Here is a 20,218-nt window from a genome sequence, read left to right as displayed (position 1 = left end):
TCACAAGAACATTACTATTTTTAGGAGGAAAAATATGAAATCGGATAAAATATCAGAAGCCGTTGTTCGCAGACTGCCTGTGTACTTGCGTTTTTTGAATGATCTCCAGAATCGCGAAATATTAACAGTTTCCTCTCAGGAACTTGGACAAAAGCTTGATCTTAATCCCGCACAGATTCGTAAGGATTTAGCATATTTTGGTGACTTCGGCAGAAAAGGTATCGGCTATGATGTAACGTATCTTATTGAGAAAATCCGTCATATCCTGAAGCTGGATCAACAGCTTAATGTAGCTTTAGTTGGAGCAGGTAATCTCGGACATGCCTTGTCTAATTACAATGCATATCTCAAAGATACTATGAAAATCACGGCTATATTTGATTCGTACGCTCCTAAGGTTGGACGTAAGATCAACTCCCTTACTGTGCAACCGATGGATGAACTAGGCAGCACAATTCGTGAGCAAGGTATTCGCATTGCCATTATTACCGTACCTGATTCAGAAGCTCAAAATGTAGCAGATATCCTCATTTCTTCTGGGATTGAAGCGATTTTGAACTTTGCCCCTGTGATTCTGAAGACACCACCGAATATCCGGGTGCATGCAGCTGATTTTACAACTGATCTGCAAAGTCTTGCTTATTACTTGCGGGATGGAAAGGAAGAAAGTGAACATGAACAACAATAAAACGATAATTAAGGGCGGGTATTTTCTGACTCCGGGAACGGATGAGCCGGTTCTGAGTGGATATATGACTATTGAAGATGATTTAATCACTTACATAGGAAAAGAAGAGCCTCAGATGGAAGCTGGAGTGCAAGTGGTTGATGGCAGCCGTCTGCTGTTCATGCCTGGACTTGTAAACACACACGGTCATGCGGCGATGTCTTTGCTGCGTGGATATGGAGATGATTTAGCGCTACAAGTGTGGCTTCAGGAGAAGATGTGGCCAATGGAGGAAAAGTTCACCGGTGATGATGTATACTGGGGAACCTCCTTATCTGTATTGGAAATGCTGAAGGGTGGAACTACGACCTTCCTCGATATGTATGATCATATGGACCGAGTAGCCGAGGTAGCTGAGTTATCAGGTATCCGTTCCGTATTGATGCGTGGTGTGATCGGGTTATGTCCAGAGGATGTACAGAATCACAAGCTTGCGGAAGCGATTTCTTTTGCCCGTAACTGGCATGGAAAGGCTGACGGTAGAATTACTACTATGATCTCGCCACACGCCCCTTATACTTGCCCTCCTGACTTCCTGGTTAAGTTCGTGCAGGCAGCGCATGATCTGGATTTACCGATGCATACGCATATGTCCGAAACGAAACGTGAAGTGGAACAAAATGTGGCGGATTACGGGTTGCGTCCTGTAGCTCACTTAGAGAAGCTTGGAATGTTCACACGTCCCTCGATAGTTGCACATGGTGTTCATTTAAATGATGAAGAGATTGAGATCTTGGCTCGCCATAATGTGGGTGTATCTCATAATCCGGGCAGTAATTTGAAGCTGGCTAGCGGAGTGGCTCGGGTTACTGATCTTCTAAAAGCTGGTGTGAAGGTGTCTCTTGGCACGGATGGCGCGGCAAGCAACAATAACTTGGATATGTTTGAAGAGATGCGGCTTGCAGCTCTCATTCATAAGGGTGTCAGCGGTGATCCAACGGCTGTCCCTGCTCCAGAAGCTCTGCGTATGGCTACAGAATATGGCGCGCAGTCCATCTTTTTAAATAATGTAGGCAGACTTGCTGTAGGGATGAAAGCTGATTTCATTGCTATTGATATCGATCAGCCGCATTTGCTGCCACACACAGATCTGTTGTCTCATGCAGTTTACTCTGCTAGCGCTAAGGATGTTGAGCATGTGTGGGTGAATGGTAAACAGGTCATCAAGCATGGACAATGCTTAACCCTGGATGAGGAAGCTATCCGGCGTAAAGCGCAAGAAGTCTTCGAAGGTTTATTGAAGCGTTAAGTCTGGAGAATAACGAATAATTAATAGGCTGCGACTTTTTGCTTTTAGCAAAAGTTGCGGCCTTTTGTGCATTTTTAAGGCTGAGAAAGCTAGAAAATTATGAAATTTTGGATAAACACGCAGGTGTGTTATATAATCAAAAAAGATATATTACTAGAAAGGGAGCTGTACCTTGAAGAAAAGGAAAAAATGGATCCTCCTGGGGTCAGTTCTGATTCTGCTCCTGGGGTTTGGACTTATCCAGTTCTATGCCTATATTATGAAAGATCAATGGAACGAGCGTGATATCGCTAAGGATGTTGCCAAAACCAGAGCGGGTCTAACAGAGGTAACCAAAGCACAAAAATCGGTTTGGGATGAAAATGCAGTGTACTGGGTATTAACAGGGAAAAATGAAGCCGGGACTGCTCTTATGGTCTGGGTCCGCTTTACGGTAGATGGAAAATTTGCTGAAGGCGACGACGCAGTGTTTGCTGAGGAACTAAGTAAAGGAACCTCGGAAGCCCAAATACGCGGCATTATCAAAGCTGATCTTCCGGACATAACGATTGAACGCTTGCTGCCGGGAGTATATAACGGAGAGTATGCTTGGCAGCTTTTTTATAAACAAAGCGGTCGGTATTATTATCAATTTTATCGCTTTTCGGATGGGTCCCGAATGGGCGAAGGTTACAGTTTACCTAAAAGTTAAGCTGAACATAAGGAAATTAAGGGTGGCATAGTAAACAAGCGAACTTATTATAAGTTCGCTTGTTTACATTTATTTGATGTACAAAAGTGATATACTAAGTGATATACTGAATGGGTGGTTATCACCGAATATTCCCTTAAATTCACATACGAAAATAGGCCGATTGATTAAAAATCAAGGCCGATTTTGTCGAAAGTGAGGAATTTATTTGGTATTGATGGAAATATTTAAAAAATTAAATTTTAAATATATTCACATTTATTTTGAAATTAGTATATACACCTGTGATATACTACTACTTGTAATTAGAACAGCAATAAGAGACTTCAGTCTCTCTGATGAGCTCTCAAGTAGCTATAAATTATTATAATGAGCTTTATATTTTGTCATCTTTGAGAGGAGGACGTTTCTTGAAATTACGTCTTGTACCTGTGCTGATAACGTCTCTACTGTCGGCTACTCTATTGTTTGGTGGCTTCTTTTTGTATCGTCAGTTTGCAATGCAGGAACCACTTCAGAAGATTGTATCTCAATATGAGGGCGTCAATAATTCTCATATCAGTATTAACCGCAATGAGGTCACTTTGAAACTTGATCTCCAGCCAGGCACGAAATTACGTGAGCTGGTTCAGTACGTCTCCCAAGAAGGAAAATCGATGATTGATGGACGTACACTAAAACTTGATGTAGAACAGAACTCCAGTGAACTGCTGGATGAATACTGGGATAAAGCGATGTTCTCTGTAGCTGAAGCCATGGAGAGCCGTAAATATACACTTATACCCACAGAACTTGATGGACTCAAAGCGCAATATCCGCAATATAAAAATGTGATAGCCTCAACAGAAATTGACGACAATAATGTCTATGTAAGCTTGAGTAATGGAAAAGAAAGCAAATTTATTATTTTGCCGCGAAAACCTGCGACATTGGGGGTATGGAATAATGCCTAAATACCTTAAAGAAATTCTAATCGGATTTGTTCCTGTCTTGTTTATTTTTATGGCTTTTCTAGGCATTAATATATTCCCGATTGTAATTGCTGCTGGGATGCTCACGGCTTTACTTATCATTGCTCATTTAAGAGGCGGACTTGCGGTAAATGCAGGTGCCGGGAAGAAACGCAAGAAGGATGGACCTTCAAAGCTTACTTTTGAAGAAATTGGCGGGCAAGACAATGCAAAACAGGAGCTTCGTGAAGCGTTGGATTTTTTGATCCGGCATGAGGAAATCAGCAAATTCGGGATTCGGCCTTTGAAAGGGATTCTGCTTACAGGCCCTCCAGGAACAGGTAAGACCCTTATGGCTAGAGCAGCAGCACATTATACGAACTCTGTATTTGTGGCAGCATCAGGCAGTGAGTTTGTAGAAATGTACGTAGGTGTCGGTGCCGGCCGTATCCGCGATTTGTTTAAGGATGCCCGTACCCGCGCCCTTAAGGAAAACAAGCAAAGCGCTATTATTTTCATAGATGAAATTGACGTAATTGGCGGTAAGCGTGAGGGCGGACAGCAGCGAGAATATGATCAGACCTTGAATCAGCTGTTGACTGAGATGGACGGGATCTATAACAACGAAACACCACGCATTCTACTGGTAGCAGCCACTAACCGTAAAGAAATGCTTGATTCAGCATTGCTGCGTCCTGGCCGGTTTGACCGTCATATTCAAGTGGACATGCCTGATAAAAAAGGCCGCAGATCGATTCTCGAATTACATGCCAAAAATAAGCCGCTTCATGCCAATGTGAACCTCGATAAAATTTCCGAAGAAGCCTATGGTTTCTCCGGTGCTCAGCTCGAAAGTGTTATGAATGAGGCAGCAATTTATATGATGCGTGAGGAATTGACAGAGGTTGAGCAGCGGCATCTGTCGATGGCGATTGACAAGGTTATGATGGGGGAAAAAACGGACAGAGAAACAAACCACGAAGAGAAAAAGCGGGTGGCAATCCATGAATTGGGACATGCCATTATGGCTGAGCTGCTCCGTCCGGGAAGTGTCAGTCAGGTTACGCTGACTCCGCGGGGGCAAGCCCTTGGTTATGTACGTCACAATCCTCAACAAGAGCAGTATCTGTACACCAAAGATTATCTAGAAGATCAGATTATGATCGCACTTGGTGGAGCGGCTGCAGAAGAAATGTATTATGGCGGACGAAGCACAGGTTCGCGTGGCGATTTTGATCAGGCCCTGAATATTGTCGAAACCATGATGAAATCCGGATTGACTTCGTTGGGTATCGCCAAGCTGGAAATGGTTACCACTGAAGAACTTATGAAGGAAAACAGTAAAATATTGGATGAATTGATGGTACGTACTCACGACCACCTTGAAAAGCAACGAAATGTATTTGATTACTCCCTTGACATTTTAATGAAGGAAGAAGTGCTCTCTGGAGAGCAATTTCGATGTCAATTTCGTGACAGCGTGCGTTTACCAGCATAAATATTTATGCTGGTTATTTTTTTTTACTTTTCAGGCATGCTAAGATATCATTATATGTCGGGCTTTATAAATTTTTGCGACAGACAAGGTACAATACAAAAGTATAGATACCTGAAAGGATGGAGACTTTTTTATGAATTTCAAGAAAATTGGTGTCATCGGCGGTGGCACAATGGGACAAGGGATTGCCGAAATGCTGGCAGCCAAGGGCCTGGATGTATTGCTGGTGGAGAAAACCCCTGAGAAACTGGACTACTCCTACGAAATGATCGAGACAAGTCTAGATAAGCAACTGGAGAAATGGGCGATCACTCAAGCTGAGAAAAAGCTGATTCTTAGCCGCATTCAAAAAGTGACACATTTCGCAGAGCTGAGCTCTTGTGACATGGTTATCGAAACAATCGTTGAGGATTTAGAAGAAAAGAAAAAAATATTGAATCAACTGGATCAAGTATGTCCAAACCACATTATTCTTGCCAGCAATACGTCAACACTTAGCTTGACTGAACTTGCAAGTTCTACAATGTATCCGGAACGCGTGATCGGAATGCATTTCATATACCCTGTAGCTAAAGTGGATCTTGTTGAAATTGTACGCGGTCTGAAAACTTCAGATGCTACTTTTGAAGATACAAAATCCTTTGTTGATGAAATTGTTGAGAAAAAAGGTGTAATGATTTATGAATCCCCAGGATTTGTAACATCACGCCTCATTTGCTTGTTTATCAACGAAGCTATGCATGTACTGCAAGAGGGCGTTGCCTCCGCACAGGATATTGACGATGCTATGCGTATTGGTTATCAATTCCAATATGGACCGCTTGAAATGGCTGACAGATTTGGTCTGGATTCGGTTCTTGCTGCACTCGAAAATATGTTCCGTGAATATGGTGAGCTGAAATATCGTCCTTCCACGATCCTTAAGAAGATGGTGCGTGCAGGACAATTGGGTATGAAATCAGGCGAAGGCTTCTTCCAGTACGACAAGGATGGTGACCGTATATGAATATTCTAGTAATTAACTCCGGTAGTTCTTCTTTAAAATATCAATTGTACAATATGGCTGATGAATCCGTTTTGGCTAAAGGTTTGGTGGAACGTATCGGGATGGATTCCTCCATTCTGAACCATAAACCTACTGGTAAAGCTGAAGTAACAGAAGTAAGTGAAATTTTGGAGCATAACACAGCGATTCGTAAAGTTCTAGCTTGCCTAACGGATAAAGAGCATGGCGTTATTGAATCCATTAAAGAAATCAATGCTGTGGGTCACCGTGTAGTACATGGTGGTGAATTCTTCAAAGCTTCCGCACTTGTGGACGCTGATGCCAAGACTAAAATTCGTCAATTGTTTGACCTTGCACCCCTGCATAACCCAGCAGCAATGATGGGGATTACGGCTTCTGAAGTAAATATGCCGGGTGTACCGCAGGTTGTTGTATTCGATACTGCATTCCATCAAACAATGCCTGAAAAAGCTTATATGTACGCGATTCCTAGAGTACTGTACAATAAATATAAAGTTCGTCGTTATGGCGCACACGGTACATCACACGACTTCGTAAGCAAAGCTGCTGCGGAGTACTTGGAGCGTCCGTTGGAAGATCTGAAGATCATTACTTGTCATATCGGTAACGGAGGTAGTGTAACTGCAGTTCAAGATGGAGTGTCTGTGGATACTTCCATGGGTATGACTCCTCTGGAAGGTTTGATGATGGGTACTCGCAGTGGTGATCTTGATCCAGCAATTGTACCTTACGTGATGAACAAGGAAGAATTGTCCGTAGGCGAAGTTAACTCCATGTTGAACAAACATAGTGGACTTCTAGCAATTTCGGGCGTAAGCAGTGATATGCGTGATATTATTGAGGGTATGGAAAAAGGTGAGCCTAATTCCACGCTAGCTTTTGAAATGTATGAGTACCGCTTGCGCAAGTATATCGGTTCTTATGCGGCTGCTATGAACGGTGTAGATGCTATCGTATTCACTGCTGGTGTTGGTGAAAATGCTTCATTGCTACGTGAGAAACTGCTAAATAACCTTACGTTCCTGGGTATTGAGTTGGATGTTGAAGCTAATAAAGTTCGCTCCGGCGACCCGCGTCGTATCTCTACGGTAGATTCCAAAGTGCAGGTGCTTGTAGTTCCGACTAACGAAGAACTTGTCATCGCACGTGATACAAACCGTATTGTGCAAGGAATTAACGGCTAAATTAGAGGAGAGATTGAAGGCATGGCTAACAAGAGTGTAATCAAGAACGTGAATGAACATGTTGGAGAAAGTGTTGTTATCGGTTGTTGGGTAAACAACAAGCGCTCCAGTGGTAAAATTCAGTTCCTGCAGCTTCGCGATGGTACAGGTTATATTCAGGGAGTTGTAGTGAAATCAGAAGTGCCTGAAGAGGTATGGGATGCAGCTAAGAGCCTCACACAGGAAAGCTCATTGTATGTGACCGGTATTATTCGTGAGGAGCCTCGCAGTCAATCCGGTTTTGAAATGACTGTTACCGGAATTGAAGTTCTGCACCTTACAGAGAATTATCCAATTACTCCGAAAGAGCATGGCGTTGATTTCTTGATGGATCACCGTCACCTCTGGCTCCGTGCCTCGAAGCAGCGGGCTGTTCTGGTTATTCGTGCGGAGATTATCCGGGCAATCCAACAGTTCTTCAACGAGAGCGGATTTACAAAGGTGGATCCTCCGATTCTGACGCCAACGTCAGCAGAGGGAACTACTAACTTGTTCCACACGAAATACTTCGATGAGGATGCTTACCTGACCCAAAGCGGACAGTTATACATGGAAGCTGCAGCTATGGCACTGGGCCGTGTATATTCCTTTGGACCAACCTTCCGTGCGGAGAAATCTAAGACTCGTCGCCACTTGATCGAGTTCTGGATGATCGAGCCTGAAATGGCCTTCACAGATCATGAAGAAAGCTTGAAGGTTCAGGAAGAGTTTATTAGCTTCGTAGTACAATCCGTATTGAAGAATTGCCGTGCGGAGTTGGAAGCGGTAGGCCGCGATATTTCCAAGCTGGAGAATATCAAAGCACCATTCCCACGCATTACTTATGACGATGCGATCAAGTTCTTGAATGATAAAGGCTTTGAAGATATTGCTTGGGGTGATGATTTCGGTGCACCTCATGAAACAGCAATCGCTGAAGCATACGATAAACCTGTATTTATTACTCATTATCCTGCTTCATTCAAAGCGTTCTACATGAAGCCGGATCCAAATCGTCCTGAAGTCGTACTGTGTGCTGATATGATCGCTCCTGAAGGTTATGGAGAGATTATTGGGGGTTCACAGCGGATCGATGATCCTGCGCTGCTTGAAGAGCGTTATAAAGAGCACAATCTTTCGATGGACTCTTATAAATGGTACATGGATCTGCGTACTTACGGATCTGTACCTCACTCCGGTTTTGGACTTGGGCTTGAGCGTACTGTAGCTTGGATCTGTGGTCTTGACCATGTACGTGAGACTATTCCATTCCCACGTACACTGTACCGCCTCTACCCATAAGTTCTTAGGATTTGAACAAAGGGGGAAGCACATGGACGGCAAGACATGGAGTACCTGGAGCGAAGGCGTCTCCTTCGGTCTGGAGAACGGAATGGCCGTCATACCTTACGCATTACTGAAGTATTACCGGAAGCTGAATTTAAGCGGAAGTGAAGCCATGCTGCTGATTCATCTGCTCTCCTTCAGGCAAGTGGAAGGGATTGAGTTCCCTTCTCTGGAGGAGCTTCAGGTCGTAACTGGTCGTAGCATTTCCGTTCTGGCCGGAGAATTGCAGAAGCTCATGAAGGAGGGTTTCATTAGCATCGATGGAGACAACGATGAGCTAAGAGATATCCATTATGAACGCTACAATTTCTCAGGGCTATATGGAAAGCTAGGTGCTTATCTTGCGACAGCTGTACAAGAAAATGAGCAAGATAAGGACAAGGGAGCATATGGAACATCAGCTCCCCGGGCTGCTGCGTCAGGTGGAGGATTCGGAACTCCCCCCATATCTCCTTCTTCACTTGGAGATAAAGAGGAAAGCCGGAATCTATTCAGTATTTTCGAGAAGGAATTCGGGCGCCCGCTGTCTCCAATGGAATGTGAGACGATTTCCAGCTGGGTGGATCAAGACCGATATCCTGAGGAGCTGATTCTGTTAGCACTCAAGGAATCCGTATTTGCGGGGAAGGTTCATTTTCGTTATATCGACCGGATATTGCTGGAATGGGCCCGTAACCGGGTCAAGAACGCTCAGGATGTTAAGACATATACACAAAAATTCCGCAATGGTGGAAGATAGATCGTTTAGGAGAGAACCGTATTGCTTTAGCTATTGCTAGAGTCTGTACGGTTCTTTTTTTATTTTTTTAGATAAGTGCAGGGGTAGGCGAGGATCTCAGCGTCTATTGCTGTGGGAAGGAGGGGAGAGTCATTGAGGAAGAGCTATTAATCAAGCGGATTTGCCAAGGAGACGAAGATGCATTTCGCCAGTTTGTAAATACATACAGTCAGCACATATACAAAATCACCTATTCTGTATTACGTGAAGTCAAAGGGGCTGAAGACGCTGCTCAGGAAGCTTTTCTTCAGATGTATAGATCTCTCCCTGACTACCGTTATCAAGGCTTAAAATCATGGATTACGCGGATCGCCTTAAATAAGGCTATTGATGCCAAACGTAAACGTGATCGGCTACGAGAGTTACCTGGTGACTATGAGCTTGTGCTGAGCCAGACACCTTCAAATGAGGAGGATGTACTAGCCACTGTTGTCCGTCGTGACCGGATGAATCGTCTGTCGGGTGAGATCAACAATTTACCGGAGGGTCATCGGGAAATTATGGTGGCTTATTATCTGGAAAATAAAAAATATGAGCAAATTGCTGCTGAAAATGAAATTACTCTGAAGACGGTGGAGTCCAGACTATATAGGGCGAGACAATGGATGCGAAAACATTGGAAGGAGGACGAATGGCTATGATGAAGAGTGGAGAAAACCTAATTCGCCGCGAGCAGGCAAAAGCTTATCTTGAAGGGCAAGAAAATAGTTTAGAGCGAGAAGAATGGGAACTAATGCTGCTCAAGGATGAAGACACATTTGTTTCATACATGGAGATGCTGGATGAGCTAAAGGAGGATCTGCCTTCATTGGAGAATTCGTCTGCTTTTACAGAGAGAGTTATGGGAGATTGGGTGGCTACAGTGAGAACTTCAGTAGTCATAGAAGAAGTAGCGGGGCAAGAAGAAGGATCACGGCGTTATCGCTGGTATGATAAAACAATCTTTCATTATGCCGTTGCTGCTTCGTTAACGCTGTTGATTATGTCTTCCGGGATGTTTGATAAGTTACTCACGGGTGAAATGGAGCTTATTGTCCCTAAGAAAGATAATTCGCCATCTTATAGCGAACAATTCATGCAAGCCACCAGCGGATGGTTGAGCCGGATTATGGACGGAAGACAGAAATGAGAGGAGAAATGAACAATGCAACAGCAGCGTAACAAAATTAAGGGTCTTTTTCTTAATATGATTCCTGGAGCAGGTCATTATTATATGGGAAGACGCCCACAAGGGATTGTTTATTTTTTGCTAAGCTTTGGTGTGTTATTTATGTCATTCTTAATTGCTATGGCTGAAGGGGATGAGGGAATTCTGGCATTGGGAGTGATCGGATTCTTACTTCTATGGATTCTTTCGATGATTCATCTGGTGATTAAATTACTGCAAATGCCCACTCCAATTGTAGCGCCTGATGGATCAATGCTGGATTTTAGTTCTACTATGCCCGTAAAGACGGAGGATAATGAACGTGTGCATGTCATCTTATTGTCTTTCATTCCTGGATTGGGTCATTTTCATATGGGGCTGATGCAGCGTGGACTATCCTTTCTGATTTCTTTTTTCGGATTCATGACCGTTATGCTGTTCTTGGCCGGAATTACTTCGAGTGATGCATTTTTGCTGCTGTTTGGAGTATTGCCAGTAATTTGGCTGTATTGCATGTTTGATGCAGTTCAGTTGATCCATCGTAAACAAGCAGGAGAAATGCTTGTTGACCGCACATTATTCGAAGAGATGGAGGCTGGACGTGAGGAAGGACGACGCAGCAAAGTATTAGCGACATTACTATCCGCATTTCCTGGCGCTGGACAGATGTATCTGGGACTGCAAAAAAGAGGGCTCCAGCTCATGCTTCTTTTCTTAGGAAGTATCTATGTCATGGATCTATTGCGGTTAACATTGCTCTTTTTCCTTATCCCGGTCATTTGGTTCTATAGCTTATTCGATGGCTTACAGTTAGTTAGCCGATATGGACGTGAACCTTTGCAGGATAAGCCGGTTATCGAAGGTTTCTTAAATCATCAAGGATGGCTCGGAGCAGTCCTGATGTGTCTCGGATTATACTTTATTGTTGTGAATGTCGCAGTTCCTGCCATCGATATCAGATTTCCAGAATGGCGGCTGGAATATCGCGTAAATGAATATTTTAAGACCATTGTCGTATCCGTGTTATTGATTGGTGGAGGGGTGAAGCTGATGACTGGAAGTAAGAATAATAAAGGCAGAAAAGGGGCGGGGGGTCAATCTTGAATAATCCAGTAGAAGTAGAGCCGGGAGTCATGGTAACTAGCGAGTTTCCAGTGAACGAAGGGAAATCTAGAAGTTGGCGTGTAGGTACGTTGTCGATGGGACTGAGCCTTTTATTTCTCGGGGCATTAATAATGGTCTCGCAGTGGAAAGGAGCGGATGTGTTCGAGACAACACTTGCTTGGTGGCCGCTCATTTTTATTTTACTTGGTTTAGAAATTGTAATTTACACCTTATGGTTCCGTGGTAAAGGGAAAATGTACTATGATGTGCTAAGTGTTCTGTTCGTCGGATTTCTGGCAGTGTGCTGTTTAGTGTTCGCAGGAGTCAGCTCTTTAGGATTAACACAAGAACTTAGACATGTGATCTCATCTACGGAGGAGAATTATTCCTTGCCGGAATGGAAGGGGAATGTTCCACAGGGTGTAGGCACACTTATAATCCAGGCTGCCGAACCTTATGGAATTATGGTTGATCGAACGGCTGGGAACGAGTTGAATGTATTTGGGAGTTATTCCACGGCAGAAGGGCAACTCAAGCAAGAGCAAGAGAAGCGGCTGTTGCAAACTAAGCAAGTCGGAGACACATTTTACGTCATCTTAGGAGACATACCTAGACATCTAGTATTCGATAACTCCAGGAATGCGTTGAACGTGACCGTTGCGGCTCCAGTAGATCTAAAGGTAATTGTAAGAGATAATTATGGAAATGTTGTAACAAGGTAAAAAAAGATCGCTTCCCACCCGATGAGGGGATGGGCTGCGATCTTTTTTGGTTAAGAACGAAGCTCTTTCTCTAGGGCTGCACCCATTTCACGTGAGCGTTCGGCACATCGGTTAACTGCTGCAATCACGGTTTCAAAGAATTCCCCTCGTTCAAGCACTTCTATAGCTGCTTGTGTTGATCCGTTAGGGGAAGTAACCTTCTTACGAAGTGCTGCGGGTTCTTCTCCCGTCTGTTGTACCATTCGGGCAGCTCCCAGCACAGTTTGAACAGTTAATTCGGTGCTTTGATCAAGTGGCAGCCCACCACGGATACCAGCGGCGATCATGGCTTCCATCATGTAATAGATATACGCAGGCCCGCTGCCTGAAATTCCGGTCAAGGTTTCCATACGTTCCTCATCAATGACTGTTGTAAGCCCGACAGCCTCAAAGATATTAAGAGCAAGGCGACGGCCTCTTTCGTCTACTTCTTTGGAGAAGGCTAGACCAGTGGCACCCAGACCGATGGAACTGGAGGTGTTAGGCATTGTGCGAACAATAGGCTGTGCTTTGCCAAGTAGACCTTGCATGGTTCGAATAGATAGACCTGCAATGACAGAAACTACGATCTGATCCGGAGAAAGAAGCGGGCCTAGTCCGCGTAAGGATTCTGCAGCATCTTTAGGTTTCATTGCCAGTACTATTACTGGTGCGTTACGTAGGTATTCTATTTTTTGTTCGGGATCATTTGTGCCTATTACACCATAACGGCTTTTTAGTTCTGCCAGACGTTCACTGCTGCTGCGATTGAGCATGATGACATTATCGGACTTCACGATATTGCGGCTAATCATCCCGCGAACGATGGCTTCTGCCATGGAGCCTGCGCCATAAAAAACAATATTATGATTCATGAGTGGAACTGAAGGTTGCTGACACATGGCTAAAATCCTCCTAAAAGTTGTGTGATAGAATACTTAAACGTGTATACTAACCCCGAATTTGTCCCGTTCCGTAGATCTTATATTTGGTTGAAGTTAGTGCAGGCAGACCCATCGGGCCACGAGCGTGGAGTTTCTGGGTACTAATACCAATCTCTGCACCGAATCCAAATTCAAAGCCATCCGTGAAGCGGGTTGAGGCATTGTGATAAACAGCGGCAGCATCCACTTCTTGTAAAAAGCGTGTGGCGTTCTCCTGATCTTCTGTTACGATACATTCCGAATGTTTTGTGCCATACTGGGCGATATGCTGCATAGCTTCTTCCATATCACTGACGATTCTAATATTAAGGATATAATCATTGTATTCTGTAGCATAGTCTTCTACGGTTGCAGGTAATACCCATGGGACATGAGAGATGGTTTGTTGACAGCCACGAAGTTCTACATGAACCTCACGGAATGCTTCGGCTAAGGATAACAGATATTTGCTCGCGTAATCCTGATGAACGAGTAGTGTTTCCATAGAGTTACATACCGAAGGGCGCTGAGCTTTGGCATTTAAACTAATGTCCTGTGCCATTTCTGGCAAGGCAGTTGCGTCGAGATAAGTATGGCAGATGCCTGCTCCAGTTTCAATTACGGGAACGGTTGCGTTAAGGACTACATTTTGAATAAGAGAGCTGCCTCCGCGCGGGATAATCACATCTAAAAGTCCGTTCAGCTTTAGCATTTCATCTACTGAAGAACGATTTGGGTCTTCAATCAGCTGAAGCGCGTTAGGCGGCATTGAGGTTTCAGCAAGAGCATTGTGCAGAACCTCGATAATTTTACGATTGGAGGACAGGGCAGAGGAGCCCCCGCGCAGCACAACAGCGTTGCCGGTTTTGAGACATAGACCCGCAGCATCAACAGTAACATTGGGACGTGCTTCGTAGATGATGCCGATCACACCAATCGGAACACGCAGCTTCTGGATGTTGAGGCCGTTAGGACGTTCAATGCTTTCTAGCGTGTCACCGATAGGGTCCGGTAATACAGCGATTTGTTGCAAGCCTTCGGCAATGCTGTTAATCCGGTCAACATCTAATGCCAGCCGGTCGAGCATGGATTCCGGAGTTCCATTAAGTCTTCCTCGTTCCAAATCCTCCGCGTTGGCGGTGATAATGGCGGGAGCTTCGCGGCGAAGTGCATCGGCCATGACCAGCAGTGCTTCATTCTTCTGGCCAGTTGTTAAGCTTGCTAGAACTCCTGTTGTCTCCTTGGCTAATTTACTCTTATTAATAACTTCACTCATGACGTTTCCTCCCTATATTTGAATTGAAAAAAATGTTTATCTCAGTGTAATCCATTCGTCACGGTGAATGACCTCAAGCCGGTGTACTTCTCCCAGCTTCGGTACAATTTCACGGCTTGGCAGACCTTGAATGCTGCGCAGCTGAGCATCATCGTAATTTACAATCCCACGTCCAAGCAATTTGGAGTCGGGTCCAAGAACTTCTACAACATCTCCTGCGTGAAAACTACCTTCTGTCTGTTTGACGCCTACAGGCAACAGGCTGTGTCCGCCATGTAGCAAAGCTTCTACAGCCCCTTCGTCCACGTATAGGGAGCCGAGAGGGGTAGACATAAAGCCTAGCCATTGTTTTTTGACGGGAAGAGAGGATAGCTTCGTTGCAAAATAAGTGCCCCTGCCTTCTCCCGTTGCAGCAAGCTGTAAATCACCAGGTTCGGTGGCTCTTCCGACAAAGACAGGAACACCACCCCGAGTAGCAATTTTGGCCGCATCGATTTTGGATCGCATACCGCCTGTTCCAACACTAGAGCCAGCTCCACCAGCAATAGCATATATCTCCGGTGTAATGTCATCTACGAACTGATAACGGACAGCATCCGGATGCTTGCGGGGATCTCCACTGTATAAACCATCCATGTCGGTTAAGACAAGCAGTCTAGAGGCTTTTAACAGGTTGGCTACGAGCGCAGAGAGGGTATCATTATCGCCAAATTTCAGTTCATCTACGGAGACAGTGTCATTCTCGTTAAATACGGGCACCGCTCCTTGGCGAAGTAGCTCTTCTACAGTCATCATAGCGTTATTCATGGCTCTGCGGCTGCAGAAATCGGTGCGAGTCAGCAATATTTGCGCGGTAGTAATTCCATGCTGGGCAAAAGCTTCCTGATAAGCCTGCATCAGCAGTACCTGACCCACAGCCGCAGCGGCCTGCTTCTCATGCAGCAGCTTCGGACGTGCTGGATAACCGATACTGCGGAAGCCGGCGGCTACCGCACCAGAGGTTACTAACAACACCTCACAGCCGTTTTTCTTCAACTCGGCAATCTCTGAGGCAAAAAAGGAGACTGCTTCACGATTCAAACCGCCCTCGGGTCCGGTCAGCGAGCTGCTGCCTATTTTGACCACGATTCGCGTCGTCATTTCTGTCCACATCCTCTTCGTTTATTAAGTCCTGAAAACAACAAAAAGCCCCCATCCTTAGACTTAGCAAAGGACGAAAGCTTATAAACTTCCGCGGTACCACCTTCATTGATGAGGGATCATCCGACTTCATTCTCATAACGGGAGGATCCGTCCTGTTAGACACAGGCCGCTCGGGGGTAGGATTCGGAACGAAAACCGCGGTAAATTCTTTCAGCCTGTCGGAATCTACTCTCTAGGCGCGGTTAGACTCATTCTTACTGGTCCCGTCTGCACGTTTCACTTATTTTCAATAGAATACCATGGAGCTGGTTGCATTGCAAAGGGAAAACGTAGGATATATTTCTTCATGCAGAAAGCTCTATATATTATGTTTAACGTCAAAGAGAAGGGGTAAAGAACTTATAATCTGTTACCAGGAGGTGGATTAAATTGACTAAAGACAACAATGCCGAGCAGGGACAGAATCAAGATTCAAACGAAGTAGCAGAGCTTAAGAATAGTGTGACTCGTGAATTTGTGGAAGAGCACACCGGGGCTCCAGTTGATAAGGGATTGGCTGATTCAAGTAAAGCACGTGTGTCGGATGATCAGAACCGCCTGATTACACAACGTAATTTGCGTAAATAATCTAGTACTGTTAAAAGAGGTTTACCTGAAAAAGTGCCCCGGCAACCACGCGAATGGTTACTGGGGCACTTTATTTGTATATATTCTATTCTTCCGTTAATTCAGACACGGTTGATTTGAATGTTTCTACAAAAGCCTTTGCGGCCTTGGATAAATATCGTCCGCGTCGATATGCTACAACTAGCGTACGACTAGGCACCGGATCAGCGAGCGGTAAGTAGACTGGAACAAATTCACTCCGCGGTGCACGAGCGATAAAACGAGGAACAAGAGTCACGCCCATACCTGTTGCCACTAGGGATTGAACGGTTTCCATATTATTGCTCTCGAAAACGATTCGTGGCTCGAATCCGGCTTTCCGGCACAGCTCCACAGTCATTTTGCGGAAGCCCTGACCTTCCTTAAGTACGATGAAAGGTTCGTCCTTAAGCTCTTCAAGTGAGGTCCGTGTTCCATCTAAGATTCGTTTAGCGAGCGGATGTTCAGGAGGGACGGCAAGATCAATTCTTTCCTCTCCAAGCTCTTCATAAGCTAGAGCAGGAATTTCGAGGGGTAAGGAGAGCAGGCTTAAATCGGTCTGACCACTTGCCGTGAGCTTCTCTAGGTTCATCGACGAGTCTTCTAGCAGCGTAATTTCTACCTCAGGATAATTTTGTTTGAAAACTGGAAGCACATGCGGCAGAAGATGTGCACCTGTAATCGGCATACTGCCCACAACTACACGTCCAGTGCGCAGTTCTGATATGTCGGACATCTCTTGTCGCAGCAGCTCCACTGCGTCAATGATAATCTGGGCTTGTTCAACGAATTTAGAACCTGCGTAGGTCAGCTCAACTGAGCTGGTATTACGCTGAAAAAGCATTACGCCGAGCTCTTTTTCCAGTTTGGAAAGCTGCTGGCTGAGCGAGGGCTGGGCAATATGCAGCTTGTCCGCTGCACGTGAAAAGTTTTTTTCGGCTGCGATTTGCAGCACATACTGCAGTTGTCTCAGTTCCATATATGGACTCCTTAGGGAAATGATTTACTTATAAGTATATCCTATTGGATTATAGTTTTGTATAGGCAACCCGAAGGAGCATTCACTTCTTCACTCCCCAGAATTTGCGGGGCCTGTTTTCAAGAATTATCCCTACTACACTGATCGAAGTATCCGATACCCTCCCGCAGTATATTTATTGCGCCGGATCTTGAGAGTATCTATGAGATAACTGCATTCTGTGCAGCTATTTCGTATGCAAAAGGGATGATTTTGGTTTTAAGTGTATTCTATACAACTAAAAACTAGAGTTCCCAGCTATAGGGCGATAATTCAAGAAAATAGCTGCACAAAATACACTTATATTCATTAACGAATGATTCACAGGAATATAGCTGTACAAAATACAACTAAATGCTCTTATACCTCAAGCTTGCGTATCGCTCTTACACATCCCGCTTGCGCAACGCTCCTACACATCCCGGTTGCGCAACGCTCCTACACATCAAGCTTGCGCATTGCTCCTACACATCCCGCTTGTGCATTGCACCTACATATTGCGCCTCAACATACCCTAACTCAGCTTATAGGTTCAGACTATCACTTTTATAGATATCATATCTTGGAATTATAAAGACAGGGGTGTTATATTTAGATCATTCAAGAGAGACTCCACGCTCTCTTCCAATGAACGATTCTATTAATGAGGTGAAATTATGAACAACAAGACAATGTTTGAGAAGATTTGGGAGAATCACGTTATTCATCAAGAGGAAGGCAAACCTAGCATTATTTATATTGATCTGCATTTGGTTCATGAAGTTACTTCTCCGCAGGCTTTTGAAGGGCTTCGCCTCAGCAACCGGAAGGTTCGCCGTCCTGAGCTGACTTTCGCAACGATGGATCATAACGTACCAACTAAAGATCGTTTTAACATTAAAGATCCAATCTCCAAGCAGCAAATTGATACCCTTTCTAAGAACTGTGCTGATTTTGGTGTAAGACTGTTCGATCTGAACGATATTGATCAAGGCGTCGTACACGTAATGGGTCCTGAAATCGGGTTGACACATCCTGGTAAAACTATCGTTTGCGGCGACAGCCATACCTCCACGCATGGTGCATTCGGCGCGCTGGCATTCGGTATCGGAACTAGTGAAGTTGAACATGTAATGGCTACCCAATGTTTGCAGCAATCCAAAGCTAAGACTATGGAAGTACGCTTTACAGGCAAACGTAACCCTGGCGTAACAGCAAAAGATATGATCCTGGGTGTTATTGCTAAATACGGTACTGATTTTGCCACAGGTTATGTAATTGAGTATACAGGCGAAGCTATTCGTGAATTGTCGATGGAAGAACGTATGACTGTCTGCAATATGTCGATCGAAGGTGGAGCAAGAGCTGGCTTGATTGCCCCTGATGAAACTACTTTTAATTATCTGCGTGGACGTCAATACGTACCGCAAGGCGAAGCTTATGATGCTGCTGTAGAAGCATGGAAGAGTCTTGTAAGCGACGAGGGCGCCCAGTACGATACGGTTGTTGAATTTGATGTGGAAACATTGATTCCACAAGTGACTTGGGGTACTAGCCCGGGCATGGGAACTGACATCAACTCCAGCGTTCCGAATCCAGCTGACTTCACCACTGAAAATGAACGTAAAGCTGCTGAAAAGGCGCTTGAATATATGGATTTGACTCCTGGAACACCTATTTCTGAAATTCCGATTGATTATGTATTTATCGGTTCCTGCACTAACGGACGGATCGAAGATTTGAGAGCTGCAGCAGTGGTAGCTAAAGGTCATAAGGTGTCTGAAAAGGTTACTGCCATTGTTGTTCCTGGCTCAGGCCGTGTTAAGATGCAGGCTGAGAAAGAAGGACTTGATAAAGTCTTTACTGACGCTGGCTTTGAATGGCGTGAAGCGGGATGCAGCATGTGCTTGGCCATGAACCCGGATGTTCTGCAGCCTGGACAACGCTGTGCATCTACCTCGAACCGTAACTTTGAAGGACGCCAAGGACGCGGAGGACGTACACATCTGGTATCTCCAGCTATGGCAGCCGCAGCTGCGATCAAAGGTCGTTTCACTGATGTACGTGATTGGAATTATAAGACGGAAGCCGTCAGCTCATAGAACTAGAGAGAACACGGGAGGATAAAACTATGGATGCTTTTAAAAAATTAACAGGAATTGTTGCACCAGTTGACCGGGTAAATGTAGATACGGATGCGATTATTCCAAAACAGTTTTTGAAACGGATTGAACGGACGGGATTTGGACAGTTTTTGTTCTATGAATGGCGTTTTGATGAAGAAGGTAACGATAATCCAGCCTTCGAAATGAATAAACCACGTTATCAAGGGGCTTCTGTTCTGATCTCACGCGCTAACTTTGGCTGTGGATCCTCTCGGGAGCATGCACCATGGGCGATTATGGATTACGGGTTCAGAGTTGTAATTGCACCTTCTTATGCGGATATCTTCTACAATAACTGCTTTAAGAACGGCATTCTGCCGATTAAGCTTTCGGAAGAGCAAGTGGATGAATTGTTCAAACGGACAGCTGAGCATGAGGACTACAAGCTGACAGTTGATCTTGAGAACAATGCTTTACAAGATGAATTCGGACTGAGCATCAGCTTTGATCTGGATGAGCACCGTCGTCAATTCCTGCTGCAAGGCTTGGATGATATCGGTTTGACCCTTCAACATGCAGATGAAATTGCTGCTTATGAAGAGCGTCATGCTGCAAAGCTATTCTCTTAAAAAGAGGATATAACTGGTCTGATACTTAAACTTTACAAAA

Annotated in this window: 20 protein-coding genes; 16 read left to right on the top strand and 4 right to left on the bottom strand. The window is 44.7% G+C overall.

Annotated elements, in window-relative coordinates:
- The first annotated feature begins 34 nt into the window (after window positions 1–34).
- From NSQ55_RS20305 to NSQ55_RS20245, 13 genes are all read left to right on the top strand, one after another.
- Entirely contained in the window at window positions 35–688 is a 654-nt protein-coding gene (locus NSQ55_RS20305; RefSeq protein ID WP_036676294.1) for a redox-sensing transcriptional repressor Rex, read from the top strand.
- Window positions 675–1,976, top strand: coding sequence for an amidohydrolase (locus NSQ55_RS20300; protein WP_339168838.1), 1,302 nt, complete (start codon window positions 675–677; stop codon window positions 1,974–1,976). Before NSQ55_RS20305 ends, NSQ55_RS20300 begins: the two co-directional genes overlap by 14 nt.
- Before the next feature lie 172 nt (window positions 1,977–2,148).
- Complete coding sequence (locus tag NSQ55_RS20295) at window positions 2,149–2,667, top strand: DUF5590 domain-containing protein (protein WP_036676299.1); 519 nt, start codon at window positions 2,149–2,151, stop codon at window positions 2,665–2,667.
- Window positions 2,668–3,077: 410 nt separating this feature from the next.
- Window positions 3,078–3,620 (top strand): hypothetical protein, encoded by a 543-nt coding sequence (locus NSQ55_RS20290; protein ID WP_076127549.1) that lies wholly within the window; start codon window positions 3,078–3,080, stop codon window positions 3,618–3,620.
- Window positions 3,613–5,115 carry an AAA family ATPase gene (locus tag NSQ55_RS20285; protein WP_076276715.1) on the top strand — a complete coding sequence of 501 codons (1,503 nt, stop codon included), beginning with the start codon at window positions 3,613–3,615 and terminating at the stop codon, window positions 5,113–5,115. Before NSQ55_RS20290 ends, NSQ55_RS20285 begins: the two co-directional genes overlap by 8 nt.
- Before the next feature lie 133 nt (window positions 5,116–5,248).
- Window positions 5,249–6,121 carry a 3-hydroxyacyl-CoA dehydrogenase NAD-binding domain-containing protein gene (locus NSQ55_RS20280; RefSeq protein WP_036676304.1) on the top strand — a complete coding sequence of 291 codons (873 nt, stop codon included), beginning with the start codon at window positions 5,249–5,251 and terminating at the stop codon, window positions 6,119–6,121.
- On the top strand, window positions 6,118–7,326 hold the full coding sequence (locus NSQ55_RS20275; RefSeq protein ID WP_036676305.1) for an acetate kinase: 1,209 nt from the start codon (window positions 6,118–6,120) through the stop codon (window positions 7,324–7,326). The genes NSQ55_RS20280 and NSQ55_RS20275 overlap by 4 nt, the downstream gene beginning before the upstream one ends.
- A 21-nt stretch (window positions 7,327–7,347) precedes the next feature.
- A complete protein-coding gene (gene asnS, locus NSQ55_RS20270) occupies window positions 7,348–8,646 on the top strand; it encodes an asparagine--tRNA ligase (RefSeq protein ID WP_036676308.1) in 1,299 nt (432 codons plus the stop codon).
- A 31-nt stretch (window positions 8,647–8,677) separates the two neighbouring features.
- Window positions 8,678–9,430 (top strand): DnaD domain-containing protein, encoded by a 753-nt coding sequence (locus NSQ55_RS20265; RefSeq protein WP_339168833.1) that lies wholly within the window; start codon window positions 8,678–8,680, stop codon window positions 9,428–9,430.
- 71 nt (window positions 9,431–9,501) lie between these two features.
- On the top strand, window positions 9,502–10,110 hold the full coding sequence (locus NSQ55_RS20260) for a sigma-70 family RNA polymerase sigma factor (protein WP_339174566.1): 609 nt from the start codon (window positions 9,502–9,504) through the stop codon (window positions 10,108–10,110).
- Window positions 10,101–10,598 (top strand): hypothetical protein, encoded by a 498-nt coding sequence (locus tag NSQ55_RS20255; RefSeq protein ID WP_339168831.1) that lies wholly within the window; start codon window positions 10,101–10,103, stop codon window positions 10,596–10,598. Before NSQ55_RS20260 ends, NSQ55_RS20255 begins: the two co-directional genes overlap by 10 nt.
- 15 nt (window positions 10,599–10,613) lie before the next feature.
- Entirely contained in the window at window positions 10,614–11,720 is a 1,107-nt protein-coding gene (locus tag NSQ55_RS20250) for a hypothetical protein (protein WP_076127557.1), read from the top strand.
- A complete protein-coding gene (locus NSQ55_RS20245; RefSeq protein WP_339168829.1) occupies window positions 11,717–12,442 on the top strand; it encodes a hypothetical protein in 726 nt (241 codons plus the stop codon). The genes NSQ55_RS20250 and NSQ55_RS20245 overlap by 4 nt, the downstream gene beginning before the upstream one ends.
- 50 nt (window positions 12,443–12,492) lie before the next feature.
- Here the strand turns inward: NSQ55_RS20245 and proC are convergent, their stop codons facing one another.
- Genes proC through proB form a run of 3 tightly spaced genes read right to left on the bottom strand, consistent with a single transcriptional unit; the run spans window position 12,493 to window position 15,799 of the window.
- Window positions 12,493–13,362 (bottom strand): pyrroline-5-carboxylate reductase, encoded by an 870-nt coding sequence (gene proC / locus NSQ55_RS20240; RefSeq protein ID WP_076134661.1) that lies wholly within the window; start codon window positions 13,360–13,362, stop codon window positions 12,493–12,495.
- Window positions 13,363–13,411: 49 nt separating this feature from the next.
- Entirely contained in the window at window positions 13,412–14,659 is a 1,248-nt protein-coding gene (locus NSQ55_RS20235) for a glutamate-5-semialdehyde dehydrogenase (protein ID WP_339168826.1), read from the bottom strand.
- A gap of 36 nt (window positions 14,660–14,695) precedes the next feature.
- Window positions 14,696–15,799, bottom strand: coding sequence for a glutamate 5-kinase (proB, locus tag NSQ55_RS20230; RefSeq protein ID WP_076101454.1), 1,104 nt, complete (start codon window positions 15,797–15,799; stop codon window positions 14,696–14,698).
- A gap of 432 nt (window positions 15,800–16,231) precedes the next feature.
- Here proB and NSQ55_RS20225 point away from each other — a divergent pair, with 432 nt between their 5' ends.
- Complete coding sequence (locus NSQ55_RS20225) at window positions 16,232–16,429, top strand: hypothetical protein (RefSeq protein WP_076183972.1); 198 nt, start codon at window positions 16,232–16,234, stop codon at window positions 16,427–16,429.
- Between the two features lie 85 nt (window positions 16,430–16,514).
- Here NSQ55_RS20225 and NSQ55_RS20220 read toward each other — a convergent pair whose 3' ends face one another.
- Window positions 16,515–17,426 carry a LysR family transcriptional regulator gene (locus NSQ55_RS20220; protein ID WP_076101451.1) on the bottom strand — a complete coding sequence of 304 codons (912 nt, stop codon included), beginning with the start codon at window positions 17,424–17,426 and terminating at the stop codon, window positions 16,515–16,517.
- Window positions 17,427–18,121: 695 nt separating this feature from the next.
- Between NSQ55_RS20220 and leuC the strand changes: the two genes are divergently transcribed.
- Both leuC and leuD read left to right on the top strand, forming a co-directional pair.
- On the top strand, window positions 18,122–19,546 hold the full coding sequence (leuC, locus tag NSQ55_RS20215; protein ID WP_339168822.1) for a 3-isopropylmalate dehydratase large subunit: 1,425 nt from the start codon (window positions 18,122–18,124) through the stop codon (window positions 19,544–19,546).
- A 29-nt stretch (window positions 19,547–19,575) separates the two neighbouring features.
- Window positions 19,576–20,178, top strand: coding sequence for a 3-isopropylmalate dehydratase small subunit (gene leuD / locus NSQ55_RS20210; protein WP_076127570.1), 603 nt, complete (start codon window positions 19,576–19,578; stop codon window positions 20,176–20,178).
- Window positions 20,179–20,218 lie beyond the last annotated feature (40 nt).

The sequence above is a fragment of the Paenibacillus sp. FSL H7-0943 genome (genome assembly GCF_037963265.1).
Taxonomy (GTDB): Bacteria; Bacillota; Bacilli; order Paenibacillales; family Paenibacillaceae; genus Paenibacillus_AQ; species Paenibacillus_AQ odorifer.
Note: the sequence above shows the minus strand (reverse complement) of the source record. Positions and strands in the feature narration are given on the sequence as shown.